General features: G+C 61.6%; 27 protein-coding genes. 12 read left to right on the top strand and 15 right to left on the bottom strand.

The genetic code is table 11. The features are described from left to right. Positions 1-231: 231 nt before the first annotated feature. Together O8B93_RS19485 and O8B93_RS19480 are read right to left on the bottom strand one after the other, a co-directional pair. The gene (locus O8B93_RS19485; RefSeq protein ID WP_269711549.1) at positions 232-1,086 is read right to left on the bottom strand and encodes a TrmH family RNA methyltransferase; all 855 of its coding nucleotides are present in this window, start codon (positions 1,084-1,086) and stop codon (positions 232-234) included. Further along, on the bottom strand, positions 1,076-1,468 hold the full coding sequence (locus tag O8B93_RS19480) for a hypothetical protein (RefSeq protein ID WP_080824425.1): 393 nt from the start codon (positions 1,466-1,468) through the stop codon (positions 1,076-1,078). Before O8B93_RS19480 ends, O8B93_RS19485 begins: the two co-directional genes overlap by 11 nt. 38 nt (positions 1,469-1,506) lie before the next feature. On the opposite strand from O8B93_RS19480, the gene O8B93_RS19475 reads away from it, so the two are divergent. The 3 genes from O8B93_RS19475 (at position 1,507) to rpoH (ending at position 4,712) form a co-directional block, all read left to right on the top strand. Then, positions 1,507-2,529, top strand: a complete 1,023-nt coding sequence (locus tag O8B93_RS19475; RefSeq protein ID WP_269711548.1) for an RluA family pseudouridine synthase — start codon at positions 1,507-1,509, stop codon at positions 2,527-2,529. A gap of 287 nt (positions 2,530-2,816) precedes the next feature. After that, the gene (locus O8B93_RS19470) at positions 2,817-3,641 is read left to right on the top strand and encodes a class I SAM-dependent methyltransferase (protein WP_269711547.1); all 825 of its coding nucleotides are present in this window, start codon (positions 2,817-2,819) and stop codon (positions 3,639-3,641) included. A gap of 168 nt (positions 3,642-3,809) precedes the next feature. Next, positions 3,810-4,712, top strand: coding sequence for an RNA polymerase sigma factor RpoH (gene rpoH, locus O8B93_RS19465; RefSeq protein ID WP_080824422.1), 903 nt, complete (start codon positions 3,810-3,812; stop codon positions 4,710-4,712). Between the two features lie 434 nt (positions 4,713-5,146). Here rpoH and O8B93_RS19460 read toward each other — a convergent pair whose 3' ends face one another. After that, positions 5,147-7,474: a hypothetical protein gene (locus O8B93_RS19460; RefSeq protein WP_269711546.1), complete on the bottom strand. Its 2,328-nt coding sequence runs from the start codon at positions 7,472-7,474 to the stop codon at positions 5,147-5,149. Between the two features lie 70 nt (positions 7,475-7,544). Beyond that, positions 7,545-8,843 (bottom strand): adenylosuccinate synthase, encoded by a 1,299-nt coding sequence (locus O8B93_RS19455; protein ID WP_269711545.1) that lies wholly within the window; start codon positions 8,841-8,843, stop codon positions 7,545-7,547. A 242-nt stretch (positions 8,844-9,085) separates the two neighbouring features. Between O8B93_RS19455 and O8B93_RS19450 the strand changes: the two genes are divergently transcribed. Continuing rightward, complete coding sequence (locus O8B93_RS19450) at positions 9,086-9,973, top strand: DMT family transporter (protein WP_269711562.1); 888 nt, start codon at positions 9,086-9,088, stop codon at positions 9,971-9,973. 93 nt (positions 9,974-10,066) lie between these two features. Here O8B93_RS19450 and O8B93_RS19445 read toward each other — a convergent pair whose 3' ends face one another. Then, positions 10,067-10,600, bottom strand: coding sequence for a transglutaminase-like cysteine peptidase (locus O8B93_RS19445; protein WP_269711544.1), 534 nt, complete (start codon positions 10,598-10,600; stop codon positions 10,067-10,069). Between the two features lie 678 nt (positions 10,601-11,278). Between O8B93_RS19445 and O8B93_RS19440 the strand changes: the two genes are divergently transcribed. After that, the gene (locus O8B93_RS19440; protein ID WP_269711543.1) at positions 11,279-11,863 is read left to right on the top strand and encodes a transglycosylase SLT domain-containing protein; all 585 of its coding nucleotides are present in this window, start codon (positions 11,279-11,281) and stop codon (positions 11,861-11,863) included. A gap of 108 nt (positions 11,864-11,971) precedes the next feature. On the opposite strand, the gene O8B93_RS19435 is transcribed toward O8B93_RS19440, so the two are convergent. From O8B93_RS19435 to O8B93_RS19415, 5 genes are all read right to left on the bottom strand, one after another. After that, the gene (locus tag O8B93_RS19435) at positions 11,972-12,586 is read right to left on the bottom strand and encodes an alpha/beta hydrolase (RefSeq protein ID WP_269711542.1); all 615 of its coding nucleotides are present in this window, start codon (positions 12,584-12,586) and stop codon (positions 11,972-11,974) included. A 256-nt stretch (positions 12,587-12,842) separates the two neighbouring features. Then, positions 12,843-13,787: a VOC family protein gene (locus O8B93_RS19430; RefSeq protein WP_269711541.1), complete on the bottom strand. Its 945-nt coding sequence runs from the start codon at positions 13,785-13,787 to the stop codon at positions 12,843-12,845. 163 nt (positions 13,788-13,950) lie between these two features. After that, positions 13,951-15,027, bottom strand: coding sequence for a siderophore-interacting protein (locus O8B93_RS19425; protein WP_269711540.1), 1,077 nt, complete (start codon positions 15,025-15,027; stop codon positions 13,951-13,953). Between the two features lie 70 nt (positions 15,028-15,097). Next, a complete protein-coding gene (ung, locus tag O8B93_RS19420; RefSeq protein ID WP_269711539.1) occupies positions 15,098-15,811 on the bottom strand; it encodes a uracil-DNA glycosylase in 714 nt (237 codons plus the stop codon). A gap of 18 nt (positions 15,812-15,829) precedes the next feature. Next, complete coding sequence (locus tag O8B93_RS19415) at positions 15,830-16,225, bottom strand: VOC family protein (RefSeq protein ID WP_269711538.1); 396 nt, start codon at positions 16,223-16,225, stop codon at positions 15,830-15,832. A 251-nt stretch (positions 16,226-16,476) separates the two neighbouring features. Here O8B93_RS19415 and O8B93_RS19410 point away from each other — a divergent pair, with 251 nt between their 5' ends. After that, on the top strand, positions 16,477-16,833 hold the full coding sequence (locus O8B93_RS19410) for a YbaN family protein (protein WP_080824409.1): 357 nt from the start codon (positions 16,477-16,479) through the stop codon (positions 16,831-16,833). 72 nt (positions 16,834-16,905) lie between these two features. Here the strand turns inward: O8B93_RS19410 and O8B93_RS19405 are convergent, their stop codons facing one another. Genes O8B93_RS19405 through O8B93_RS19395 form a run of 3 tightly spaced genes read right to left on the bottom strand, consistent with a single transcriptional unit; the run spans position 16,906 to position 19,663 of the window. Next, positions 16,906-17,688 carry a heme ABC transporter ATP-binding protein gene (locus O8B93_RS19405; protein ID WP_269711537.1) on the bottom strand — a complete coding sequence of 261 codons (783 nt, stop codon included), beginning with the start codon at positions 17,686-17,688 and terminating at the stop codon, positions 16,906-16,908. Then, complete coding sequence (locus O8B93_RS19400) at positions 17,685-18,773, bottom strand: FecCD family ABC transporter permease (protein WP_269711536.1); 1,089 nt, start codon at positions 18,771-18,773, stop codon at positions 17,685-17,687. The genes O8B93_RS19405 and O8B93_RS19400 overlap by 4 nt, the downstream gene beginning before the upstream one ends. Continuing rightward, positions 18,770-19,663, bottom strand: coding sequence for a heme/hemin ABC transporter substrate-binding protein (locus O8B93_RS19395; protein WP_269711535.1), 894 nt, complete (start codon positions 19,661-19,663; stop codon positions 18,770-18,772). Before O8B93_RS19395 ends, O8B93_RS19400 begins: the two co-directional genes overlap by 4 nt. A 185-nt stretch (positions 19,664-19,848) precedes the next feature. On the opposite strand from O8B93_RS19395, the gene hmuQ reads away from it, so the two are divergent. The 6 genes from hmuQ to O8B93_RS19365 all read left to right on the top strand — a co-directional run bounded on the left by hmuQ (position 19,849) and on the right by O8B93_RS19365 (position 23,500). Next, positions 19,849-20,196, top strand: coding sequence for a heme-degrading protein HmuQ (gene hmuQ, locus O8B93_RS19390; RefSeq protein ID WP_006314959.1), 348 nt, complete (start codon positions 19,849-19,851; stop codon positions 20,194-20,196). A gap of 9 nt (positions 20,197-20,205) precedes the next feature. Further along, a complete protein-coding gene (hutX, locus tag O8B93_RS19385) occupies positions 20,206-20,730 on the top strand; it encodes a heme utilization cystosolic carrier protein HutX (protein WP_269711534.1) in 525 nt (174 codons plus the stop codon). A 251-nt stretch (positions 20,731-20,981) separates the two neighbouring features. Further along, positions 20,982-21,758, top strand: a complete 777-nt coding sequence (locus tag O8B93_RS19380) for a YbaY family lipoprotein (protein WP_269711533.1) — start codon at positions 20,982-20,984, stop codon at positions 21,756-21,758. A 205-nt stretch (positions 21,759-21,963) separates the two neighbouring features. Continuing rightward, on the top strand, positions 21,964-22,848 hold the full coding sequence (gene purU, locus O8B93_RS19375; RefSeq protein WP_080824405.1) for a formyltetrahydrofolate deformylase: 885 nt from the start codon (positions 21,964-21,966) through the stop codon (positions 22,846-22,848). Positions 22,849-22,893: 45 nt separating this feature from the next. Then, positions 22,894-23,190: a type II toxin-antitoxin system RelE/ParE family toxin gene (locus tag O8B93_RS19370; RefSeq protein ID WP_149899856.1), complete on the top strand. Its 297-nt coding sequence runs from the start codon at positions 22,894-22,896 to the stop codon at positions 23,188-23,190. A gap of 4 nt (positions 23,191-23,194) precedes the next feature. After that, positions 23,195-23,500: an addiction module antidote protein gene (locus O8B93_RS19365; protein WP_269711532.1), complete on the top strand. Its 306-nt coding sequence runs from the start codon at positions 23,195-23,197 to the stop codon at positions 23,498-23,500. Between the two features lie 12 nt (positions 23,501-23,512). On the opposite strand, the gene O8B93_RS19360 is transcribed toward O8B93_RS19365, so the two are convergent. Beyond that, positions 23,513-24,907, bottom strand: a complete 1,395-nt coding sequence (locus O8B93_RS19360; protein ID WP_269711531.1) for a sensor histidine kinase — start codon at positions 24,905-24,907, stop codon at positions 23,513-23,515. Continuing rightward, positions 24,904-25,584 (bottom strand): response regulator, encoded by a 681-nt coding sequence (locus tag O8B93_RS19355; RefSeq protein ID WP_010972345.1) that lies wholly within the window; start codon positions 25,582-25,584, stop codon positions 24,904-24,906. The genes O8B93_RS19360 and O8B93_RS19355 overlap by 4 nt, the downstream gene beginning before the upstream one ends. Between the last annotated feature and the right edge of the window lie 117 nt (positions 25,585-25,701).

Genomic DNA, 25,701 nt, shown 5'->3' with positions numbered 1-25,701 from the left:
TTGAGTGTGCGGCTTACCCCCCTCTGCCCTGCCGGGCATCTCCCCCACAGGTGGGGAGATCGATATGCGGCAATGTCTCGCCCATCTCAAAGCTTGAGAATGAAGTGGCGATAGCGCCGCTTGCCGATCTCCCTCCTTGTGGGGGAGATGTCCGGCAGGACAGAGGGGGGTAAGCCACACCCACCAAGGCAAACGTAAACTTCATCCACAAAGGTAGCTGTGAGCAGAACCTCACACCCGCCCCATCGCCCCCGCCATCTGATAAAGCGCCAGCCCCGAAGCCGTCCCCGCATTCAAGCTATCCAGCTGCGGCGACTGCGCGATCCGCGCCGTGTGAAAACGCGACAGCACCGATTGCGGCAGCCCCTCGCCCTCCGTGCCGATCACCAGCGCCATGCGTTCGGATCGGGGAATGTCGCGTATCTCCGTCTTGCCGTCAGGCGAAAGGCCCCAGATTGCAAATCCGTCCCCAGAGAGCTGCTCCAGCATCTCCACCGCCCCGCCACCGCGATGATAGGGCACCGACAGCACCGAGCCCACGGAAACCCTGAGCGCCTTGCGATAGAGCGGGTCGCAGCACGTCTCGTCCAAAAACACCGCATCGGCATAAAATGCCGCCGCATTGCGGAACATCGCGCCGAGATTGTCGTGGTTGGAAATGCCGCAGCCCACAAGCACCAGCGAGGAGGCGGGAAGCGCCGCCGTCATCTGCACCAGCCCATCATCACGCACCCGTCGCCCAAGCGCCAGAATGCCGCGATGCAGGTGAAAACCGACGATACCGTCCAGCACCGGCGCTTCCGCCACATAAACGGGAACATCATCAGGGAAATCGGCGAGAATATCTGCCACGCCGGAAAGCCGGTTGCGCAGGATCAGGATGCTTTCCGCCGCAAAGGCCCTGCCCGCTTTATGGGCCGCAGCCAGCATGCGCAGCACCACCGTACCTTCGGCAATGAAGCGGCCCTGCCGGCCGGTGAGATCGCGCTCGCGGATGTCGCGAAAGGCGGCAATGCGCGGATCGGCCGGATCCTCGACCGGGATCAGCGCCCGACCCTCCAGCCGGTCATTGCCCTCACTGGCCATCGACCGTCACATCGGCCAGAAATCTGCCGGCCGCGACGTTGAAGACCAGCGCCTTGCGGGTGCCGTTGGCAAGCCGGCCGTAAAACAGCATGTCGCCGCCGGAATAGCTGACATTGTCGATCACAAAGCCCTGCGGCAGGCTGGCGGTGACCGCAACCGGTCCGTTGCCGGTGGGAACCGCAAGGTTCGGCGCTTCGCTTTGCGTCTGAACCGTTTTCGACGGCCCCATCGCCTTGTAGACAACCGCACCGAAGACGGCCATAAGGCTGATAAACATCACGGAGCCCGACACGATCTGCAAACGGATCATCTTGCGGCGAACTTTTTCCATGGCCGGATCAAGCGGCTTGTCTTCCTGTTCGTCTGGCTCGATCTGCGTCATCGGGTTCCCTGAAATGCTGATGGATCGGAAAAATAAGAATGAACGACCCCTTTAAACAAGGCGGAGACGCAAGGAAAGTCCTGATTGCCGGGGAAGACGCCGAAGGCCGCCTCGATGTGTGGCTGGTGGGCGAAGTCGGCAGCGATCTGTCGCGCAGCCGCCTGAAGGCGCTGATCGAGCAGGGCGCGGTTCTCCTCAACGGCAAACCCGTGACCGAACCGAAAAAGAAGGTGCATCCGGGCGATCGCATCGAGATCGTCATGCCTGAGCCGGAAGACCCCGTGCCACAGGGCGAGGACATTCCGCTCGATGTGGAATATGAGGATGAAGACCTGATCGTGCTGGTCAAGCCCGCCGGTCTCGTCGTGCATCCGGGCGCGGGCAACTGGACCGGCACGCTGGTCAACGCCCTCATCCACCATTGCGGCGACAGCCTTTCCGGCATTGGCGGTGTCAAGCGGCCGGGCATCGTGCACCGGCTGGACAAGGAAACGTCGGGCGTCATGGTGGTGGCGAAGAACGACAATGCCCACCGCCATCTCGCCGCCCAATTTGCCGATCATGGCCGCACCGGCCCGCTGGAACGCGCCTACAAGGCCGTCGTCTGGGGCCGCCCGCGCACCCTGCGCGGCACCATCGATGCAGCCCTCGGCCGCGGCACCGACCGCACCAAGCGCGCCGTCAAGAATGAGGATTCGTTCGATGCCCGCGAGGCGATCACCCATTATGAGGTGATGGAACGTTTCCAGGAAAAGCCTGACGCCTCCTGCCTCGCCTCGATGGTGGAGTGCCGTCTGGAAACGGGCCGCACACACCAGATCCGCGTGCACATGGCCCATATCGGCCATCCGCTGATCGGCGATCCCGAATATGGCGCGGCCTTCCGCACCAAGGCGAACCTACTGGAAGAACCGGCCAGAAGCACCGTCAGCCGCTTTCCGCGCCAGGCGCTGCATGCCTATCTTCTGGCCTTCGAACATCCGCGCACCGGCGAGGTGATGGAGTTCGAAACCGACATGCCTGAAGACATGGAAGAGCTGCTGACGGCCCTGCGCAGCTGAAAACCTGGCTGGCGCAGCCAAAAAACTGCGCCATGCATTTCGCCGGAAGCCCCGGATAATAAAAAAAGATTAGCGGATAGCGATATTCCGCCGACGGTCCTTTTTGTAGACCGCCCCAATTTCGCTTCAATCGTCGCACCTCCTCGGCCTCGTGCAAAGCTCGAAGGCGCCACGGTGAAAACCGTGGCCGCACAAGAGCTTGGCCGGAAAAGACGCCGCAGGAAACGCCGTTCGTTCAAGTCGCATCTCCCTGAACGGAAACGGCATGATGACGGGATTTATCGCACATGAATATCGAAGACCGCCGGTTTATATTCCAGGATCTGCGCAGCGTCGAAGGTTACATCGACCCGCCCGATGCGCTGGTCTTCAAGGCTTTGCTGCAGGCGCAGACCAAAGGTGGCCTTGGAGGCGGCATGGCGGAAATCGGCGTTTATTATGGCCGCTCCTATTTCCTGCTGCGCAAATTCGCGCAGCCACAGGAAAAGGTGCTGGGCGTCGATCTTTTCGACCTTGATCCGCCCGAAGACGGCAGCCTCGACCAATATGAGCGCCTGCTGGAAAACGGCCGCCGGCTGGGATTTCCGATGGATGAGGACCTCATCATCAAAGGCGACAGCACGCGGCTGGCGCCTGCCGAGATCACCTCGCGCATCGGCCCCGCGCGCTTCTTCAGCATCGATGGCGGCCACCATCTGCATCATGTGCTGGCCGATGCGAAGCTGGCAATGGAGGTGATCGCGCCACACGGCGTCATCGTCTTCGACGATACCTTCAATCCCGCCTGGCCGGAGGTGACGGTTGGCGTCGCCGATTTTCTGCGAACCCACGGCCACAGCCTCGTCTGTTTCGGCATGACGAAATACAAGACCTATGTCTGCCGCCGTGAATTCTACGCCACCTACGCAGCCGCCATCACCGCCGATCCCGACCTGCAGGCGCTTGGCCATGTCGAGACGCAGTTCCTTGGCTCAAAGGTGGTGCGCCTGCACAATCCCATGCGCCGGCGGGTGATGTATGAGCTGATGGTGCGCTCCGGTCTCGGTGGATTTTCGGAACGAATCTACCGTTCGAAAGTTAAACAGGTCAAAGAAGGTGTCACCGGAACATAACGCATGTGTGAACACAGCGTTCGCTTGAAACACGGCGGGCGCGTACATATCTGTCACATGGGTTCGTGCGGGGTCGGTAACGACCCGCAGCTTACGGCATGCCTCGGGCGGATGATTTTACCACGCCAGAGAGGGTGCCGTTCCAGACCATAGATAAGGGGGTGCTTTATGGCCCGCAATAGTTTGCCTACGATTACGGCCGGTGAAGCCGGTCTCAATAGATATCTCGACGACATCCGTAAATTTCCGATGCTGGAGCCGCAGGAAGAGTACATGCTTGGCAAGCGTTATGCCGAGCATGGCGACCGCGACGCCGCGCACAAGCTCGTCACCAGCCATCTGCGTCTCGTTGCCAAGATCGCCATGGGTTACCGCGGTTACGGCCTGCCGATCGGCGAAGTCGTGTCCGAAGGCAATGTCGGCCTGATGCAGGCGGTGAAGAAGTTCGATCCGGAACGCGGTTTCCGTCTGGCTACCTATGCCATGTGGTGGATCAAGGCCTCGATCCAGGAATATATCCTGCGTTCGTGGTCGCTGGTGAAGATGGGTACAACGGCCAACCAGAAACGCCTGTTCTTCAACCTGCGCCGGCTGAAAGGCCGTATCCAGGCGATTGACGATGGCGATCTGAAGCCGGAACACGTCAAGGAAATCGCCACCAAGCTGCAGGTGTCGGAAGAAGAAGTCATTTCGATGAACCGCCGCCTGCATGGCGACGCCTCGCTGAATGCGCCGATCAAGGCGTCCGAGGGCGAGTCCGGCCAATGGCAGGACTGGCTGGTGGATGACCATGAAAGCCAGGAAGCCGTGCTGATCGAACAGGACGAGCTGGAAACCCGTCGCCGCATGTTGGCCAAGGCCATGGGCGTACTGAATGAGCGCGAACGCCGCATCTTCGAGGCCCGCCGCCTCGCGGAAGACCCGGTAACGCTGGAGGAACTCTCCTCCGAGTTCGACATCAGCCGCGAACGCGTGCGCCAGATCGAGGTTCGCGCCTTCGAGAAGGTGCAGGAAGCGGTGCAGAAGGAAGCGCTGGAAGCCGCGCGCGCATTGCGCGTAGTGGATGCGTAAGGCAGCGCGCTCTTGACGCCAATGCGCTGACCATGAATCATCCTCGGCCTTCGGCCGGGCATTTTTTGTTTGTAAAAGGCGGGCGATGGGAAATGGCCTGCCATCCGCGACCGGCGATTGCGCTGGAGGAAAACCGGCAGGAAAAATATCCATGCTTCGGGGGATGCCGCTTACCCCCCTCTGCCCTGCCGGGCATCTCCCCCACAAGGGGGGAGATCGATATGCCGCGAGGTCTCGACCAACTCAACGGTCGAGGATGAAGCGGCGGTAGAGCGTCTTGCCGATCTCCCTCCTTGTGGGGGAGATGCCCGGCAGGGCAGAGGGGGGTGAGCCACACCCACCAGCACCAACTAACCCACCCATCACCCGACAAACGCAAAGACACCGCCGTAGCCATATAACAAAAAGGGCGGCCCGAGCCGCCCTTTCAATCCTTATTGACCGCCGGCAGCAGGCGCTGCGGCCGCCCATTCGCTGAGCGCCTTGTCGAAGGCGGCGATGCCGTCATTGCCCTTTTGCAGGGTCAGGAGCGCACGCCGGCCATTGCGATAAGACACCGGAATGTCGATCCAGTTGCGGCTCTTCAGCAGCTCCAGATTGGTCTTCATCGCATCCGGGAAGTCGTTGAGCGCGATCATGTGGAAATCATCGGTGATCTTGGCGGGAACCGCGATCAGCGCGTTGCCGCGATCCTGCTCGGTGCTCTTCATCGCGATGCGCTGGACGCTGTCGATCGCCCCGCCTTCGAAGCCGGGCGAAACCGAGAAGACGATCTCGATCAGATGGCTCGCCGGCAACGACGGATCGGTGTTGCGCTTGAAGGTGATGAGCGCGCTGAGGCCACGGCCGGGCACGGTGATCTGGCCCTGAACGGTGGGCGAAGGCTTGCCTTCCGCGTCATTTTCCTGCTGCAACGACCAGGACACGCTGCCCTGAATGGCAGTCGGAACCGTCTGGCCCAGCACTTCTTCGTAGAGGAACATGCGGTCGCCGCTGGCGGCGGCGGCAGGTTGCTGTCCCGCCGGCGTGCCGGCCGGCGTTCCCGCAGGTGCACCCGCGGCATTATTGGCGGGAGCTTCGCCCGCAGGCGGCGGCGCAACGTTCTGCTCATAGACAGACTGGCCCTCGGCCGTAACGGGCTGGCCGTTCGCACCGGCTGCCGGTCCTTCGTCCCGTTCGGTGCCGTCGGCCATCAGCCGCTGGGTAAATTTGGTGCCGGTGACGGAACCATCATCGCCATGCGACTGGGCCTGATGATTGTTGGACGTGGCAGGTGGCTGCTGGCCATTGGCGGCCGGTGGCTGCTGGGTCGCCGGCGGTGTCGATGGCTGCGTCTGCGCCGTATTTGCCGGAGGCGTCTGGCCATTGCCGCCATTCTGTGCGGAACTGACCAGCCCATCGACCATATCGTTCAGGGCATCGCGGTTCATCCAAACGGCATAACCGCCGCCGGCAAGCAGCGCCACGCCGACAAGGGCGAGCACGACCGAGGCATAGTTACGACGTGGCTTCTTCTTGACCATATAGGCGGGCGTCGCCGCCGCGGCACCAATGCCCGGCGTTTCATCCGAAGCCTGCCGGTTGGACGAGGAAGCGCCGTCATAACCGATCAGCTCGTCCAGATCGTCCCAAGGCGTGCGTTCCTTATTGTCCTTGGCGCCAGCCTGCTCACCGAAGAGATCATTATCGGCGCGCGGCAGCGCCGGCGCGTCCTTGGCGGGAATGGCAATATCCGCATCCTGGAAATAGGACGAGAAATCCTCGACCACGGCCGCCTTTTTCGGCGCCTGCTCTTCCGTCCGGTGATGGTCGTCAAAATCGTGCCGGCCGCCAAACACCGGAGCATGCTCCACGGCGGCGGGGCCCAAATGGTCATCCGCCTCGCGCCGCTCATCCTTTTCATAAGGGGCGGGCTTTTCGTAAGGGGCGGGCTCGAAACTTACGTCCGGTTCCTGGTAATGCTGCGCGGCATAACCGGCAACAAGCGGACGTTCGTCGGTCTCGTTGCGAACCTCTTCATATTCCTCGGCGGCCGGACGCACATCGTCGCCCTGCGCTTCATCGAGCTTGCGCCAGTCGTCCTCATCCACAGGCTGCGCCCAATGGGAGGGAACGGAATCATCGGCAGCACCGGGCGCCGCTTCAGGCTCCTGCTGGTGAGCCGGCTCTTCATCCGCCCGGGTGAAATAGGTGCCGACGGTTTCCTCGGAGGCGTGTGCCGGGGCAGGAGCGGCATGAACCGTTTCCGGCGCATCATAAAGCTCTTCCGGCTCGTGTTGACCGTGACGCTCGTCCTCATCGGCAACGGTATCAGTGTGCCGAGGCTCTTCCTCTTCGGCGGCTTCTGCGTAAGCCGGCTCCGGTTGTGCGGGTTCAGCGGGTGTTGGCTCTTCGTAGGCCGGCGCGTGCCGCTCCTCTTCCCGCTCGGCATGCTCTGCCGGCTCGGCGGCGCGGGCCTCGTCTTCGTCGGCAGCATCCTGCTGGTAATAGGATGCCGCCGTCTCTTCCGCAGCGGGAGAGACAGCGTCATCCTCCTCCAGCGCCGGAAGCGCCTCGGCATATTCGCTGTCCACCTCGGCAATGGCGGCGTCCAGCTTGGCGATCTGCCGGCGCAACAATTCTTCCGGCGGACGTGGCTTCATATTCTCGAGTTGGCGCACAACCGCACTGCGCGCCTTGTCGTAAACCTTCGCCCGGTTTTCGGGAGTATTGTTCGCCAAGCCATCCACGGCCTTGCGAATGACTGCTACAAAATCCGCCATAAGCACTTTCTCGTCGTGACCGGCGACGTACCGGCCCGATATGGTTTATGAATCTAGATCGCCGAGGACATTAATCCTCAAACGGATCAGTCACAAGTATGGTGTCGTCACGCTCCGGACTTGTCGACAGGAGCGCGACAGGCGCCCCGATCAATTCCTCGACCTGACGGACATATTTGATTGCCTGAGCAGGCAAATCCGCCCATTTTCGGGCACCGACGGTCGATTCCTTCCAGCCTTCCAGCGTGATGTAGATCGGCTCGACGCGCGCCTGCGCGCCCTGGCTGGCCGGAAGATGGTCGATTTCCTGCCCGTCAAGCTTGTAGCCGACGCAGATTTTCAGCTCGTCGAGACCATCAAGCACGTCAAGCTTGGTGAGCGCGATGCCGGTAATACCATTGGTGGCGACCGACTGGCGCACCAGTGCAGCGTCAAACCAGCCGCAACGGCGCTTGCGGCCGGTGACGGTGCCGAATTCATGACCTTTTTCGCCGAGGAACTGGCCGATCTCGTCATTCAGTTCCGTCGGGAACGGGCCTTCGCCGACGCGGGTGGTGTAAGCCTTGGTGATGCCGAGAATGTAACCCAGCGAACCCGGACCCATGCCCGAACCGGCAGCGGCCTGGCCGGCAACCGTGTTGGAAGAGGTCACGTAAGGGTAGGTGCCGTGGTCGATATCGAGCAGCGAGCCCTGAGCGCCCTCAAACAGGATGCGCGCACCGGCGCGACGCTTCTTGTCGAGCAGCAGCCAGACGGTTTCGCTGAAGGGCAGGATGCGCTCGGCAATCGACGACAGCTCTTCCATGATGGTTTCATGCGACACTTCGGTCGCGCCGAAACCACGGCGAAGCGCATTGTGATGCGTCAGGATGCGATCGACCTTGGCGGAGAGCGCTTCCATGTCGGCCAGATCCATGACGCGGATGGCGCGGCGGCCGACCTTGTCTTCGTAAGCCGGGCCGATGCCGCGGCGCGTGGTGCCGATCTTGGTGCCGCTGTTGGAGGCGGCGTCTTCGCGCATGCCATCAAGTTCGCGGTGCAGGGAAAGAATGAGCGTGGCATTGTCGGCGATGCGCAGGTTTTCCGGCGTGACCTTGACGCCCTGCACTTCCAGACGGCCGATTTCGGCGATCAGCGCATGCGGATCGACCACGACGCCATTGCCGATAACGGCGAGCTTGCCGGGACGCACGACGCCGGAAGGCAGAAGCGAAAGCTTGTAGCTGATGCCATCGATGACAAGCGTATGGCCGGCATTATGACCGCCCTGATACCGCACGACGACATCTGCCCGCTCGGACAGCCAGTCGACAATCTTGCCTTTGCCTTCGTCGCCCCATTGCGAGCCGACCACCACAACATTCGTCATTTCTTGCTTTCCTGCTCATGGCGCTTGCGCGCCCGATAACCCGATGGGAAACCCAAACCCGCGAATGTATACTGCGTTGTTTTACGGAAAGCGACCCTGTTTCTTATGGAGAAATTTGCTTTTTCCGTGACAAGGCGCGGATTTCCCGCATTATCTCGCCCCGTGGGGGACAGGCGCGGGCGCAAGGCCGCGGTTCACCCCCCTGCCATTTTTCCCGCCCCATGAAGAAGCGAAACATCCGCGTGCCGTCGAAAGCCTATCTCGCCCTCATCATCGCCACACTCTGCTGGGGTGGCAACACTGTTGCCGGCAAGCTCGCCGTCGGCCACATCAGCCCCATGGCCTTCACCTTCCTGCGCTGGGTTCTCGCCGTCGCCATCATCTTCGCCATTTCCGTGCCGCAGCTGATCAAGGACTGGCCGGTGGTGAAAAAGCGCCTGCCCTATTTCTTCGTGCTCGGCAGCGTCGGTTATACCGCCTTCAACGTGTTTCTCTACACGGCCCTGCAGCACACCTCGGCCATCAATGCCGCCGTCATCCAGGCCGGCATTCCCATGGTCATCTTCGTCCTGAACTTCATCCTGTTCCGCACCCGCGTGCTGTTCGGCCAGATCGCCGGCTTCTGCCTCACCATTTCAGGTGTGGCGCTGCTTGCCTCGCATGGTGATCCGCTCTCGCTGCTGCAGCTGGAAATGAATGTCGGCGACGCCGTCATGCTGCTCGCCGTGCTGGTCTATGCCATCTACACCGTCATCCTGCGCTGGAAACCCGCGGTTGACTGGCGCACGCTGATGGCGATCCCCGCCTTTTTCGCCCTCCTCACCTCGGTGCCGCTGGTCTTCTTTGAAATGTCGCGCGAAAGCCTGATCTGGCCGGACCAGACGGGCTGGATGCTGGTGGTCTATGCCGGTATCTTCGCGTCGCTCATCGCGCAGATCCTCTACATCAAGGGCGTGGAGCAGATCGGCGCCAACCGCGCCGGCCTCTTCATCAACCTCGTGCCGGTCTTCGGCACGCTGCTTTCGGTCTTCGTGCTGAGCGAAACCCTGCACACCTATCAGATCGCGGCGCTCTTCATGGCGCTTGCCGGCATTGCCGTGGCGGAACGAAAAAAATCGCCGGCTTCCTGAACCAACGAGGATCAGAAAAACCGGCGTAGTCTGGCAGGCATGAACGAGTGGGGCATCGGATCGAAAATCTCGTCCGGTGCCCGAAGGGAAAGGTCAGAGCGCAGTTTCGCGGCTGGCCGGAGAAAAGGTTGCATTGCCAAGGACGATATCGCCCTTGTCGGTGGTAACAACAAGCACTTTTTCGAGCGATCCGTCATCCTTGAGTGCAAAGGCAAGCCGCAGCGCGTTGGAAGACCAACCGGCACCGGCAAGGGCCGTGCGCTTGATCGCGGCGCAGTCACCGCAATCCCCAAGGCTTGACGATGGCTGTGCCGGAAGATCGGTTGCAAAACCGGAGACATAATCATCGAGCGCGCCCATGGTGGCGTTCACATCGCGGTTAACGCGCAGCAGTTCCTCACGGCGCTCGCCGGTCAACGGCGCGGCGATGGTGGACACGCATTGGCCCGCGGCAAGAACGCAGCCATCAAAACCACCGGGTGCGGAAATACCGACGGCAGTCACGGCGGACTTCTCGACGGCGGCAAATCCACGGGCAAAACCGGCAGCGCCCGCCGCATCGGCATGGGTGGACATGGAAGCAATGGCAATTCCGCAGATGGCGGCAGCAATAATCTTCTTCAGCATTTCATACCCCGTTTGCGATCCGCCGGCTTGTGCCGGTCTCGATTTCGTTTTGCGGAGCGCCTCTTTTTAAGGCCACTCCCTGTCTGTGATCCCACAATGGCACACCACTGTTTTCAGCCGCTTTAAGCCGATTGCTACAATTTTATCGGTTTTCATTTTTGAACAGCGGATGCTTTTTCTCGAATATGCGCGAGCACCGTCGCCACGGATTCCGGGCAACGTTGGAAACGATGATGGGCCGCATCGCTGCGGGGGTATAAGGTGGTAGTGCAGGGTTTTGCAGACGATGCGGCCCCGGCTCCGACATTTCAGCCTGTGACACACCCGCCAAACCGGTTCCTGTTTGGAGGATGGACACATGCCGGCCGCCTCAACCGTGACATTGGGAAATTCCCCGATCTCGGCCGCCTGCCCCGCCCACCTTGCGCCGCGCGCACGCTCGATGACCGGGATGGAGAGGAGTCTACCGCACCCGGCGGCAGCGGGGACGCACGGGCATAAACAAATTCCAAAAAGGGTGAGAAAGGGACGCGTGGCGCATGGTTTCGCCCCATCCCGGACACAGGAATTTTCATGGGGTTAACGGCCGCCCGATGTCAGGCATTTGAATTAACCTTGTCTTAAAACCCGACGTTAATGGTTAGCAATTTAAGAATAGCGGAACGAAAGGGTTCCGTTATGCGTGGCGTATCTGCCGTTGTTTTCCTGATGCTCGTCCTGGCAGGCTGTGCCACCGCACCGTCACAGGTCACCAATGCCTGTGCGATTTTCGAGCAGCGCAACGGCATCTTCAACAACTGGCGGCGCGACGCGAAAGCGGCCGAGCGGGAATTCGGCGTGCCCGTGCCGGTCATGATGGCGACGATCTACACTGAATCCGCCTTCCGCCCCTATGCGCGGCCGCCCCGGACCAAGCTTCTCGGTTTCATTCCCTGGAAACGCCAGTCCACCGCTTACGGATATGCGCAGGCGCTTGACGGCACATGGAGTGTTTACCAGCGCGAAACCGGCCGCTGGTCGGCAAGCCGCACCGATTTCACCGATGCCATCCATTTCGTCGGCTGGTACCACGCCAAGAGCCGGCGCGAAAACGGCATTGCGCTGAACGACCCGTATAATCTCTACCTCGCTTATTATTCCGGCCATGCCGGTTATGCGAAAGGCAGCTGGCGCAACAATTCCGCCGTCCAGAAGGCGGCCCGCCGCTCCGCCAACATGGCGCTACGTTACGAGGCACAGCTGCAGCAATGCGGATATCGCTGAGGCGGGGGTCCAGCACGATCAAGTCCCTGATCGCGAAAGACTCCTTTCACGGCGAAGACGCGCCGTGGCTGGATGCCGGATCAAGTCCGGCATGATGGAGGTGGTCACCTACTCCACATAGCCCGCCAGAAAACCCCTGACCGCATCGATCTCGCTGGAGCGGATTTCATGTCCGCCCGGGTGCCACACGGTTTCCACCGTGCCGCCCTGCGCTTTCAGGCTCTCCGCCAGCGCCTTGGTCAGCGGCACCGGGCAGATCGGGTCGCGCTCGCCGGCCGTGACGAGCACGCGGCGCGTGGGTTTCGCCGGAGAAATCTTCGGCTGGAACGGGATGAGCGGATGCATCAGCACCGCCGCATCGAAAAGCTCCGGCTGCTCGATCAGCACATTGGCGAGAATATTCGCGCCGTTGGAAAAACCGAGACCGATGACCGGCCCGGCCTGATAATGCTCCCGGTTCGCCGTGACGAAATCCGCCATCTTGCCGGTTGCCCGCTGAAGGTCGGCCATGTCGTAAACGCCTTCGCCCGTGCGCCGGAAGAACCGCGCCGCACCATGTTCGGACACATCGCCGACCGGCGAGATGATGGTGGCCTGCGGCAAAAGACGCGCGCCGAAATCGAAGAACTGGTTCTCATCGCCGCCGGTGCCGTGCAGCAGAACGAAAAGCGGGGCGCCCGCAGCGCCGGCGCGGGATTTGTGGAAATAGCTATCCTTGGTCATGGGAGTATCCTTTCTGGAAGGAAGAAGGTTCAGCGGTATCCGCAAGGTCTCTTCGGCCAAGCAGAGCAGTCATATGGAGCGAGCGGGCACGGCTTGTTTCTTCTCCCCGCCGGGGAGAAGTCCGCGGCAGCGGGATGAGGGGGCAAGGGTCGAGATATACGGAGAGCTTGCCCCCTCATCCGACCCTTCGGGCCACCTTCTCCCCGAACGGGGAGAAGAAATACGTGGCAACGTCCTGCCAAACGTTATCGAGGGATTAAACCGTCTTCTCATCCCCAAGCGGCTCCAACTGCTTTTCCAGCGCGGCACGCAGATGCGCGTGCTGGCTTGGCAGTTTCAGCGCCTCGCCGAGATGGGCGGTATCTTCGTCGCGGTCGAAACCGGGCTCGTTGGTGGCCACCTCGAACAGCACGCCGCCGGGCGTGCGGAAATAGATCGCCCAGAAATAATCGCGGTCGATGACCGGCGTCACCTGGTAACCCGTATCCATCAGCGCCTTGCGCACTTCCAACTGCTTTTCACGGTTTTCGACCGCAAAAGCGATGTGGTGCACGGAACCGGCACCCAGCCTTGCACCTGATATATTCGGCATGGTTTCGATATCGATGACATCGGCACCGTTACCGCCGGGCATACCGAGACGCAGCACGCCGTCCTGACGGTCCACTTCCTGATATCCCATGAATTTCAAGAGTTCGGCGGTCGCGCCTTCGTCGCGAAGCCGCAGCGAAGCGCCCTGAAAACCATGGATCGCCTGATCTTCACCGACGCCATTGCCGGTCCATTGCGCGCGATTGTCGTCCCTGACCTCAACCAGCGCAAAACCGTCGCCGTCCGGGCCGGCGAAATGCAGGCGCTTGTTGCCGAAAGCTTCGTCCGACTTCAGGCCATCGACGCCGGCCCTGGAAAGGCGGTCCTGCCAGTAGCCGAGTGATCCCTCCGGAACGGAAAACAGCGTCGTCCCCACCTCCCCGGTGCCGGGGCGGCCTTGGGCAATATGCGGGAACGGAAAATAGGTCATGACGGAGCCGGGCGTGCCGACCTCATCGCCATAATAGAGATGATAGACATCAGGCGCGTCGAAATTCACCGTTTTCTTCACCCGGCGCAAGCCGAGCGTATCCGTGAAAAAGCCGTTGTTCTGGCGCGCGCTCGCCGCCATCGACGTGACGTGGTGCAAGCCCTTGATCTGGTTGAGCATGATTAAACCCCTTTTCGCCGGCAGGCCTCGCAATCGGGCCTGCCCTGTTCATGGCGTTAAGATGGGGTAAGAGCCGCGAGAGGTATAGAGTGGACGACAGGAACGGATTGTTCCCGATCAGTGAACAATAAAATCGACTGTTCAACCAGTCGCGCAGACCATCCTAGTGGTCGTCGGCAGCGCCCATGGTCCAGTAACCCACGGCACGCAGGGACGCCTTCGGGAAGCCGACTTCGTCGGTCAGGAAGGATTTTACCGCTCTCGCCTCGGATTTTTCGCAGGCGGCAAAGACATGCAGACCGTCGTGGTCTGCACTCCACGCATGCTCGCGCAGCGCCTTTTCGATGAGGCCGGAGGTCCCGGCAGGCTTGCCGCGACGATAAAGCCATGTCCATTCGACATCGGCCGCGCAGACCACTTCCTGTCGCTCTGCCTCGTTGTCGATTTCGACATAGACGCTGAGCGTCTTGCCGGCAGGCATTTCGGCCGCCATGCGCAGCATCACCGGCAGCGCTGTCTCGTCCCCGGCAAAGACATAACGCTCGGCTTCCGGGCAGACACCGCTCGGGCCGATGATGCCGACGACATCGCCCGGCTTTGCCGTCGCACCGAAAGTGGCACCCGGCATATGGTCACCCTCATGCATGACGAAATCGATATCGACTTCGCCACGACCGACATCGCCGGAACGGATGGTGTAGACTCGCCTTGTCAGAAGATCGTCACCCTCCGGCCAGATGATCGCGCCGGTGGGGGCGAGATGAGGCCAGACCGGCGCGCGGGCCTGATCCGGCACCAAAAGCAGTCGCACATGCATGCCGCCGGTCAGCAGCCTGTCGATGCCGCTTTCGACTGACACGACCAGCCGGCGCATATGCGGTGTGAGATTATAGGCACGCGCGACCTTGCCGCGGAAAAGATTGGGCAGCTCACGTTGCTCGGCGCCGTGGCCGCTCCAGCGGAAATCGAGCCCCGTCTCGCCGGAAAACTCCGCAATATGCTCGGCCACCATGGCCTTGACCGACGTCAATATATGTTCGGAAACGCAGTTCACCCGCGCGGCGAAACGGCCACCCTCGGCGCTGAAGCTGCCATGGCCATATTCCGTCTTGAACCGCACCGTCGATCCGTCGCGCTCCATCTCCATATGCTCGGAGAAATGATCCTCGAAAGCTTTAACGATCGACAGCGGGTCGGGCAGCGAAACTGAGGTTTCTGCAGACAGGAGAGACACGGGCATAATCCTTCACTTTGTAGTCCGGTTATCTTTAACCCCGGGACTGGCAAAGCGCAAAGGTATTTATGAGTGATTAAAGAAGGTTTTTGTCGCTTTCCGCCAGCTCAGGCAATTGCCAGTCGATCGGATCGCGGCCATGCGAAACGAGGAAAGCGTTGGCCTTGGAAAAATGGCCGTTGCCGAAAAAGCCGTTATGGGCCGAAAGCGGCGAAGGGTGTGGCGAGCGCAGCACGAGGTGCTTGCGCTGGTCCACGAAGGCCGCCTTCTTCTGGGCATAGGAACCCCAGAGCAGGAAGACGACGTGGTCGCACTCGTCGTTGACAGCGCGGATGACCGCATCGGTGAATTTTTCCCAGCCCTGCCCCTGATGCGAGGCGGCGCGGGCCTCTTCCACCGTCAGGACGCTGTTGAGCAGCAGCACGCCCTGTTTCGCCCAGCTTTCCAGAAAACCGTGCTTGACCGGGCGAATGCCCAGATCGCTCTGCAATTCCTTGTAGATATTGACGAGCGAGGGCGGAATGCGCACCCCGGGCTGCACGGAAAAGCAGAGCCCATGTGCCTGGCCAAGCCCATGATAGGGATCCTGTCCCAGAATGACGACCTTGACCTCATCGAGCGGCGTGAGATCGAGAGCGCGGAAATATTCCGCGCCCTTCGGAAAGATACGCTTGCCGGCGGTCTTTTCGGCAAGCAGGAACTCTTTCAGCTTCTGCATATAGGGGCTGGCGAATTCGCCTGAGAGAACGTGCTTCCAGCTGTCTTCGAGTTTGACGCCTGCCTCTGCCATGCCCGCCTCCATCAGAGCTTATTTAAACCGGTTGCCGCGCTGCAGCACTTCGATCTTGTAACCATCCGGATCGCAGATGAAAAAGTATTTTGCGAAAGGCTGGCCCTTATAATCGGCTTCGATCATCTTGCCGGGAGAAAGCCCGATCTCGATGAAACGCTGATGTTCGGCGTCCACGTCAGCAACACTGACGGCGAGATGGCCATAACCGTCACCCAGCGCATAGGGCACTTCGCGACCCCGGTTGACGGTCAGTTCCAGCTCGAAATCGCCCTCGGCATTGCTGAGATAGATCAGCGTGAAATTCTCGAACTCGGCGCGTTCCGCGATCTCAAGCCCGAAAGCCTGTTTGTAAAATTCCACCGAACGCTTTTCGTCCAGCACCCGGACCATCGAGTGGATCAGCTTGGCCATGGTGTTTCCTTCTTCTTCCTGTTGACGGCCCGGTTATGCTCCGGGCATCGCGGCCCAAGGGGATAAAGACAGTGCGCCGCGCTTTCAACCCTAAAGGCACCCGGCGACAAAGCGTAACGGCCCGATCACGGCAAATGTGATGGCGAAAACCCCCGATTTTTCCGCTGCGGCCTGACCTGCGGCAACGGGACCGCATCGATTTGGCGCCTGCACTCTATCCTGAGTGCTGAACTCATGATACCGGCTTGGACATGCGCCTTTTATACCTCTGTCTTGGCTGGCTGATGGTCGCGACCGGCATTGTCGGCGCGTTTCTTCCCGTTTTGCCCACCACGCCCTTTCTGCTTCTGGCGCTCTGGTGTTTTTCCCGCTCCTCCCCGAAACTCGAGGCATGGCTTCTTGCCCATCCGAGGTTCGGTCCCTCGCTTCGCCGCTGGCGCGAGCGTGGCGCAATTGCACGAAAGGCCAAGATCGCGGCACTTTCGGCCATGACGGTGAGTTATGCCGCCTTCTGGTTTCTGAGCGAGCCGCCGCCGCTGCGGGCGACAATCGTCGCCGCCGTCATGCTTGGCTCCGCGCTCTTCATCGCCACACGGCCGGAAAGCTGAAGAGGGGCTCTATCCTCTTGTTTTCGCCGCATTGTCCGACGCCGAAGCGAAAACGCTTCGGCTGGAAATGCTCTAGCGATGCCGCGATTGCGGCAGCACATAGGGAATATGCCGCGCGGGCAGCCGGCCGACGACGCCGCCAATGCCATAAACCCGGGCGATCGTCTCATCGCTGATCGTTTCCAGCGAAGGGCCGCTCGCCGTTACCCGGCCGCCATGCATGACGATAAGTTGATCGGCAAATTCCGCCGCCAGGTTGAGATCGTGCAGGATGGCGAGCACCAGCCCGCCGCCGCTTGCAAAATCGCGCGCCGTTTCCAGCACGGAGATCTGGTGGCCGATATCGAGGCTGGCCGTCGGTTCATCGAGGAAGAGCGCCCGTGCCTGCCCATTTTCAACCGGGTTCGGCACCTGCGCCAGTGCCCGGGCAAACTGCACCCGCTGCTGCTCGCCGCCGGACAGCATATTGTAGGATCGCTGCTCGAAGCCACGCAGCCCGGCCCGGGCAAGCGCCCGGCGGGCCTGTTCTTCCGGTGCGCGTGAGCCCTGCGCTACCGCACCCATGCGCACGATCTCCAGCGCGGTGAAGGGAAAGGCAAGCTGGGTATTTTGCGGCAGCACCGCACGCAGGCGCGCAAGCTGCACCGGCGTGAATTGCGGCAGGGCGACGTCATTATAGGTCACCGAACCGCTTTCAGCCCGCATCTCGCCCGAAAGAACCTTCATCAGCGTGGATTTGCCCGCGCCATTCGGGCCGATGATGACATTGACCTTCCCCGGCTTCAGATCGATGCTGACATCTTCCAGCAGGCGGCGGCCGGAGCGGATGAGAGTAATGTTTTCGGCCCGGATCATGGCGCATTCCGCATGGAAAACCCGCCGCGGCCAAGCAGCAGGAAGAGGAAGACCGGCGCGCCGATGAGCGCCGTGACAACGCCGATCGGCAGTTCTGCCGGCGAGGCCACCGTGCGGGCAAAACTGTCGGCCAGAAGCAGAAGTGCCGCGCCGCCCAGCGCCGAGGCCGGCAGCAGGAAACGATGCGACGGGCCAATGGCGAGGCGCAAAAGATGCGGCACGACGATGCCGACGAAACCGATGGAACCGGCCGCCGCCACGCTCGCCCCGCAGGCGGCGGCAACGGCCAGAATGACGACCCGCTTCAGCCGCTGCACCGGAATGCCCATGTGAAAGGCAGCCGCATCCCCAAGGATCAGCGCATCCAGCCCTCGGGCAACGAAGGGAATGATGGCAAGCACAACGATGATGAAAGGCAGGGTGGCGAGCACCTTGGCCGGCGTTGCCCCACCCAGCGAACCGAGCGACCAGAAGGTGATGTCACGCAATGCGCGATCATCGGCCACGAAGATCATCAGGCCGGTCAGCGCGCCGCTGATCGCGGCAACCGCGATACCGGCCAGAATGAGCGTGGTGGTGGAAGTCGCGCCGTCCTTGGTGGCGATCAGATAAAGGACCCAGGTGTTCAGCAGCCCGCCGAAAAATGCCATCAGCGGCAGGAAATGCGGGCCGAAAAACACGGCAACCGTGGCAAGCGCGCCTTCCCCCAGCGAAATGGCCGCAACCGCAAACAGCGCGGCGCCCGAGGTGACGCCGACAATGCCCGGATCGGCCAGCGGATTGCGGAAGAGGCCCTGCATCATCGCGCCCGAGACACCAAGCCCCGCGCCGATCAGCATGCCGAGCGTCGTGCGCGGCAGGCGCACGGCTTCGAGAATGACCCTGTCGCGTGCATCGAGTTGATCCGCACCACCGGTGAGATAGGCAAAGAGTTCGGAGATGCCGACGCCGGTGGGACCGCTGACGAGTGATACGCCACAGGCAAACAGCAGGATGCCGACGAGCACGGCAAGGGTGACGACCCCCTGACGGGATCTGTCGCCCGCAACCCCGCCGGCGGTGGAACTCAAGACCGCAAGGCTCACGGTTTCACCACCTCAGGGTAAAGCTTGTGCGCCAACTCCCGGCCGGCGGCCGGCGTGCGCGGGCCGAAACCGATGAGATAAAGCCCGTCCATGCTGATGAGGGCCTTGCTGGCGGCAGCCGGCGTGGACTGGAAGGCCGGCAGCGCGAAAATCTCGGCCGCCTTGGCGGCATGATCGCCACGCGCCATGGTCAGCACCACGTCGGGCGCTGCGGCGATGACCGCCTCATCCGTCAGCGGCTTGTAGCCATTGATCTCCTCAGCCGCATTGATACCGCCTGCCATCTCGATGATCGCCGCCGCCTCGGTATCCTTGCCCGCCGCCATCACACGGCCGCCGGCACTGGAGAGTACGAAGAGAACGCGCTTCCTGCCCTTTTCGGGCACCGCGGCGACATCCTTGGCAAGCGCTTCGAGCCCGGCTTTGGTCTCCGCAGCCAGCGCTTTCGCCTTGTCGGAAAGACCGACGGCCGCGCCGACATCCTCGATCTTCTTGGGGATGGCATCACCGCTCGGCGGCGTATCGACGGTAACGAAAGGCACCGCACTTGCCTTGAGAATGGAGATGACATCCGCCGGGCCAGAACCGTCTTCGGAGAGAATGAGATCGGGCTTCTGCGACAGGATGCCTTCTGAAGAGAGCGCCCGCATGTAACCAATATCAGGCTTGGCGAGCGCGTCGGCCGGGTAGCTGCTGGTGCTGTCACGCGCCACGATGCGGTCCTGCGCACCCAGCGCATAGAGGATTTCCGTCACCGTTCCGCCCACGGCAACGATGCGTTTCGCCTCCGGATTACCCTTGTCCGATGCCATGGCAGCCGGCGCGGCAAAGGCGATTGCGGCGGGCACGAGGGCGGCAAAAACGAGGGAATGAAGACGGGAATTGAACATGGCGTTATCCTGAAACACAACCCGGCGCAGGTTCCCCACGCCACTAATCTTGAGTTATTTGCACATGTTTATAAGCCACGCAATCGATAAGTGGAGTATTTTTGTTCGCTTTGTCGTGAACCCCTTTCCAACCCCGCCCGCGGTCGATATCCTGACTGAAACTGGAAACTTAAAGGGAGACTTTCATGTTTATCGCAATGAACCGCTTTCGCGTCGTGCCGGGTTATGAAGAAACCTTCGAATCCATCTGGCGCGAGCGCAAATCGCACCTGAGCGAATTGCCGGGCTACATCGAATTCCATATGCTGAAGGGCCCGAAGGCGGACGATCACACGCTTTATGCCTCGCACACCGTTTGGGCCACCAAGGACGACTTCCTTGCCTGGACGAAATCCGAACAGTTCCGCGCCGCCCATGCCAAGGCCGGCGAGAACCGCGGCAAGGTGGAATATCTCTCCGGCCCGCATTTCGAAGGTTTCGACGTCATCATCCATGAAGACAAGAATGGCGAACGCCATTCGATTGCCGCCTGAGGCCACCCGATGAGCATTGCAGCCCAGAAGACCGACGACGACAGGCAGGCCCGCGCGCTCGCCGCCCTTGCCGAAAAACCTGACGGTATCGTCGAGGCCATCGCCGCCAGGGCCGAGGTGACGCCGGCCGAAATTCTGGCGATCCTGCCGCAAGGTGCAGCGGTCTCCGCCTCCGCCAACCGCTTCGACGCGATCTGGAACGAGATGCGCGGCTGGGGCGAAGTCCTGATGATCGTGCAGACCGGCGATATCGTGCTGGAAGTGCCGGGCCATCTGCCGGAGGGCAGCGAAAGCCATGGCTGGTTCAACATTCACGGCGACAGCCCGATTGGCGGTCACATCAAGAAGGACAATTGCGCTGCGATTACCTTCGTCGACCGCGGCTTCCACGGCCGCCGCTCCTGCTCCGTCTGGTTCATGAACGCCGCCGGCGGCGCCATGTTCAAGATGTTCGTCCGCCGCGACGAGAACAAGGAACTACTGGCCGGGCAACTGGCGAAGTTCGAAGAACTGCGGGACGGTTTCCGCGGCTGAAAGCTGAGGGGAAGCCGCTGGCAAGGAATTGCTCCCTTGGACGATGCTGCCTCCCTTCACCCTCATTCCTGTGCCTGTCACAGGAATGAGGGCGGTGGGGATGCAAATGGCATAGAATCCTCCCGTCGCATCCTTGCTATCCACACCAAATGTCCACCTGACCGGGTGTAAAAATCCGGTTCATCGCCCGTTCAGTGCGGTTTTCTATCATCCGTTGAAATTCGAACGGACCCAGCACGGAGCAAAGCATCATGACCGACAATCAGCCCCTTCTCTCGCGCCGCAGTTTCGCCGGTCTCCTCGCGCTTGCCCCGCTTTTTGCAGCGGGCGGCGCGGCGGCGGCACCGGCAAGCCTGCGTGGCAGCGTCTCCTATCGCGAACGCATTGCGCTACCGCCCGGTGCAACCGTGACGGTGCGGCTGATCGACGTCTCGCTGGCGGATGCGCCGTCACAGACGATTGCCGAAACCACCATCCGCCCGCGCGGCCAGGTGCCCGTGCCCTTCGTGCTGCGTTATGACGACCGCGACATCAGGGGCCGCCGCTCCTATGCGCTGAGCGCCGAAATCCGCGACCGCGACCACCTACTCTTCACCACCACGCGGCGTTACTCCGTCCTGACCGGCGGCCGCGACGATACCGACCTCGTGCTGGAGCGCGTCGGCGCTGGTCCGGGCAGGCCGGAGCCGGAAGCCGGCATCGACGGGCGCTGGCTGGTGCAGGAGATTCGCGGCGAGCGGGTCCGTGGCCGCCGCCAGGCGACGCTTGAAATTTCCCGCGAGGGCCGCGTTTCCGGCAATGCCGGCTGCAACGGCATCGGCGGCGAGGTGAAGATCAGCCGCAACCGTGTCGATTTCGGCCGAATGATTTCCATCCAGATGGCCTGCGCACCCGATATCATGCGTCAGGAGCGGCAGTTCATCGAAGCGCTGGAAGGCGCACGCTCCTTCCGGCTGGAGCCGCGGCGCGGTACGCTGGAACTCATCGACGGCCGCGGCCGCCCGGCGATGCGCCTGCGCCGCGCCTGACCGCGAGCGCTCTGCCGGCAATTTACAGGCGCCGCCGTGCTGGCCATGGAACATTCCATGTCGTTTCCGGCACGGCGCACGGCCCTTTCCCGCCCTAAGACTTTGGCTATGCCGCCTTGGCGCTTTGCTCCGCTGCCAAGCTGCGCTATGCAACACGCCGAACTGCGCCGGTTGACGCCGGCACGACGTCTTTGAGGGAAAACGAATGACATCCTATGTTCTGACCGTAGCCTGCAAATCGACCCGCGGCATCGTCGCCGCGATTTCCGGTTATCTGGCGGAAAAAGGCTGCAACATCGTCGACAGTTCGCAGTTCGACGACCTCGAGACCGGAAAATTCTTCATGCGCGTCTCCTTCATTTCGGAAGAAGGCGCCTCCCTTCAGGCCATCACCGAAGGCTTCCAGCCGGTGGCGGAAAAATTCGGTATGGCATCGGATATCTACCCCGATGGCCAGCGCATGAAGACGATGCTGATGGTGTCGCGTTTCGGCCATTGCCTCAACGACCTCCTTTATCGTTGGAAGATCGGCGCGTTGCCGATCGATATCGTCGGTGTCGTTTCCAACCATTTCGATTACCAGAAAGTGGTGGTCAACCACGACATCCCCTTCCACCACATCAAGGTGACGAAGGAGAACAAGCCGAAGGCCGAAGCCCAGCTAATGGACCTGATCGAGACCAGCGGCACGGAACTCGTCGTGCTGGCCCGCTACATGCAGGTGCTTTCCGATGAGATGTGCCGCAAGATGTCTGGCAAGATCATCAATATCCACCACTCCTTCCTGCCGAGCTTCAAGGGCGCAAACCCCTACAAGCAGGCCTATGAGCGCGGCGTGAAGCTGATCGGCGCAACGGCGCATTATGTCACCGGCGATCTCGACGAAGGCCCGATCATCGAACAGGACACGGTGCGCGTCACTCACGCACAATCGGCAGAAGACTATGTCTCGCTCGGCCGCGACGTGGAAAGCCAGGTACTGGCCCGCGCCATCCACGCCCACATCCACCACCGCACCTTCATCAACGGCAACCGCACCGTGGTCTTCCCGCCAAGCCCCGGCAGCTATGCGTCCGAGCGGATGGGGTGAGGTGTCCGTCATTGACGGAATGACAACCATAGTTTACATTTGGCCATGCTCACGATCCGGGAAACAAGCGAGTTTGCCGATTGGCTTGCCGGTCTGCGCGATCTGCAGGCGCGTGCCCGCATTGCACGGCGCATTTACAGGCTGGCAGATGGCAATCCCGGAGACGTAAAGCCGGTCGGCGAAGGCGTCAGTGAGCTCAGGATCGATCTTGGACCCGGATACCGGGTCTATTTCATCCGGAACGGCGATGTCGTGATCATATTGCTGTGCGGTGGCGACAAGGCATCCCAGTCCCGCGACATTGCCAAAGCCAAGAAACTGGCCAGAGCGCTCAAGGAATGAGACCATGCCACTTGTAACACGCGATTACGATGCTGCCCGCTATCTTGATAGTGACGAAGCACTTGCCGCTTACATAGCAGACGCCACTGAGAGCGGCGACGCACAGGAGCTTGCCCACGCTCTCGGCGTCGTGGCGCGGGCCAAGGGCATGACCGATCTTTCGAGACAGACCGGCCTTCCCCGTCAGACTTTGTACAAGGCGCTCAGCGGTGAAGGAAATCCTGAACTGGCAACGATTGCCAAGGTGGCCGATGCATTAGGCTACAGACTTTCCCTGATAGCGAAATCATCCGCAGATACAGCCGCCTGACAAACCTGCACCCTACGATGCTTTCTCCGCTCCCCCAAACACCACCCGCGCCTTCAACCCGCGCCCGCCCGCACCATCTTCCAGCGTCAGCCGCCCGCCGAACAGGCCGGCGATCTCTTCGATGATCGCAAGGCCGAGGCCGGCGCCGGGGGCGGCATTGGCTTCGCCGCGAGCGAAACGCTGGCGCACCATGGCGCGTTTTTCCGGCGGAATGCCGGGGCCGTTATCCTCCACCTCCAGCCAGACGGCGCCCGTCTCCTTGCCGACACGCACGGTGACCTCCGCCCCGCGCCCGGCATAATTGATGGCATTGGAAACGAGGTTGCCGATCAGCTCACCGATCAGGAGCGGTTCGGCGAGAATGGTCGCTTCGCCCTCGCCCTCGAAACCGAGATCGATGCCGGCGTCGGCCGCGCGGGGCACGAAATCGGCGGTCACGTTCTGCGCAACGGCCACGAGGTCTATCGCGGAGAAATCGTGTTTTTCACTGGAGCCGGCGGCATCGATGTTCGCCATGCGCAGAAGCTGGGCGAGGATATGTTCGGCATGCGCCACTGACGCGCCGCCCTTCAGCGCCGCGGCCTGCGCTTCCTCAAGACTTCCCGCACGGGCGGAAAGCGCAAGCTGGGTGCTGATGATGGCAAGCGGCGTGCGCAGCTGGTGGCTGGCATTGCCGGTGAAATGCCGGAGCGCATCAAGCGCCGATTGCAGCCGCACCATGAAGGAATTGACCGTCTCCACCAGATTTTCCACCTCCACCGGCACGGATTGACGAATGGGATGCAGATCGTTCGGGCTACGCTCGGCAATGGCTTCACTGAGCCGGTAAAGCGGTCTTAGCGAAATCGTCACCGCGATCCAGACGATGATCGCCGCGCCCACGATCATCAAAAGCAGGCGCAGCGCGGAGCGCAGGATGATGGCCTGCGCCAGCTGGCTGCGGGCAATCGTGGTTTCGGCAACAGTCACGGAAAAAGGCACGGAATTGATGCCAGTGGAGGCAAACCGACGGATGGCGGCAATGCGGATCGGCTCGTCGCGAAACACCGCGTCACGATAGGCAGGTGTATCGCCAGCCGTGTTCTCCACCGTCGGCAGGTTCTGGTAACCGGTGAGGAATTGCCCGTTCGGCCCGTCGACACGGTAAAACACCCGGTCCTGCGCCGCCGATGTCAGCATTTCCAGCGCGACATAGGGAATGTCGACCTCCAGCGAGCCATCCTCGGCCACCACCACGCGCTCGGCAATGGCCAGCGCCGAACCTGAAAGCACCCGGTCGGAGACAACATTGGCGGTATTGACCGCCTCGCGCCAGGTATCGGTCAACGCAACACAGCCGATGATGGCGGTGGAAATGAGAAGCCAGCCTAACAGTCGCCGCCTGAGCGAATAGGCGGCCTGTCTCATTCAGCCATCTCCGGCAGCTTTTCCAGATAATAACCGATGCCGCGCGCCGTCTTCACCGTCAGCCCATGGGGAGCGAGCCGCTTGCGCAGGCGGCTGACATATTGCTCGATGGCATTGGCGGAAATATCGTCGTCAAAGCCGGTCAGCGATTGCACGATCGCCTCCTTGGCGACGACCTTGCCCGCCCGCATGAACAGCACTTCCAGCAGCGCCACCTCGCGCGCCGGAATATCGAGCGGGCGCCCATCGGCAGAAAAGGTCCGCGACGTCAGATCGAATAGGACCTTGCCGAAGCTAAGCGCGGAGGACCGCAGGCCGGCATTGCGGCGCAAAAGCACCCGCACCCTGGCCTCGAATTCGGTGATATCGAAGGGCTTGATCATATAGTCGTCGGCACCGAGATCGAGCCCCTTGACCTTCTCCTCCGGCGTACCGCGCGCCGTCAGGATCAGCACCGCCGCCTTGTCCTGGCGCGAGCGCATAGAGCGCAGCACCTCGATACCGTCCATTTCCGGCAGGTTGAGATCGAGAATGACGAGGTCGAAGCTCTCAGCCGCGATCGCCGCATCGGCAGAGGCGCCATCCGACACCACATCCACCGCATAGCCGCTGCCGCGCAGAAGGGCGGAAAGCCCCTCCGACAGCACCTGATTGTCCTCGACCAGCAAAATACGCAAATCTTCCCTCCCGCGATCCGCCGAATTTAACCAAGCTCCCGATCATGATTCAAGTCATCGGCCCGGTAAGCCTATGACTTGAATCATGATCCACTTATAGAGTCGGGGCGGGATTTC

The sequence above is a fragment of the Martinezella rhizogenes genome (assembly GCF_027460065.1).
Lineage (GTDB): Bacteria > Pseudomonadota > Alphaproteobacteria > Rhizobiales > Rhizobiaceae > Agrobacterium > Agrobacterium rhizogenes_C.
Note: the sequence above shows the minus strand (reverse complement) of the source record. Positions and strands in the feature narration are given on the sequence as shown.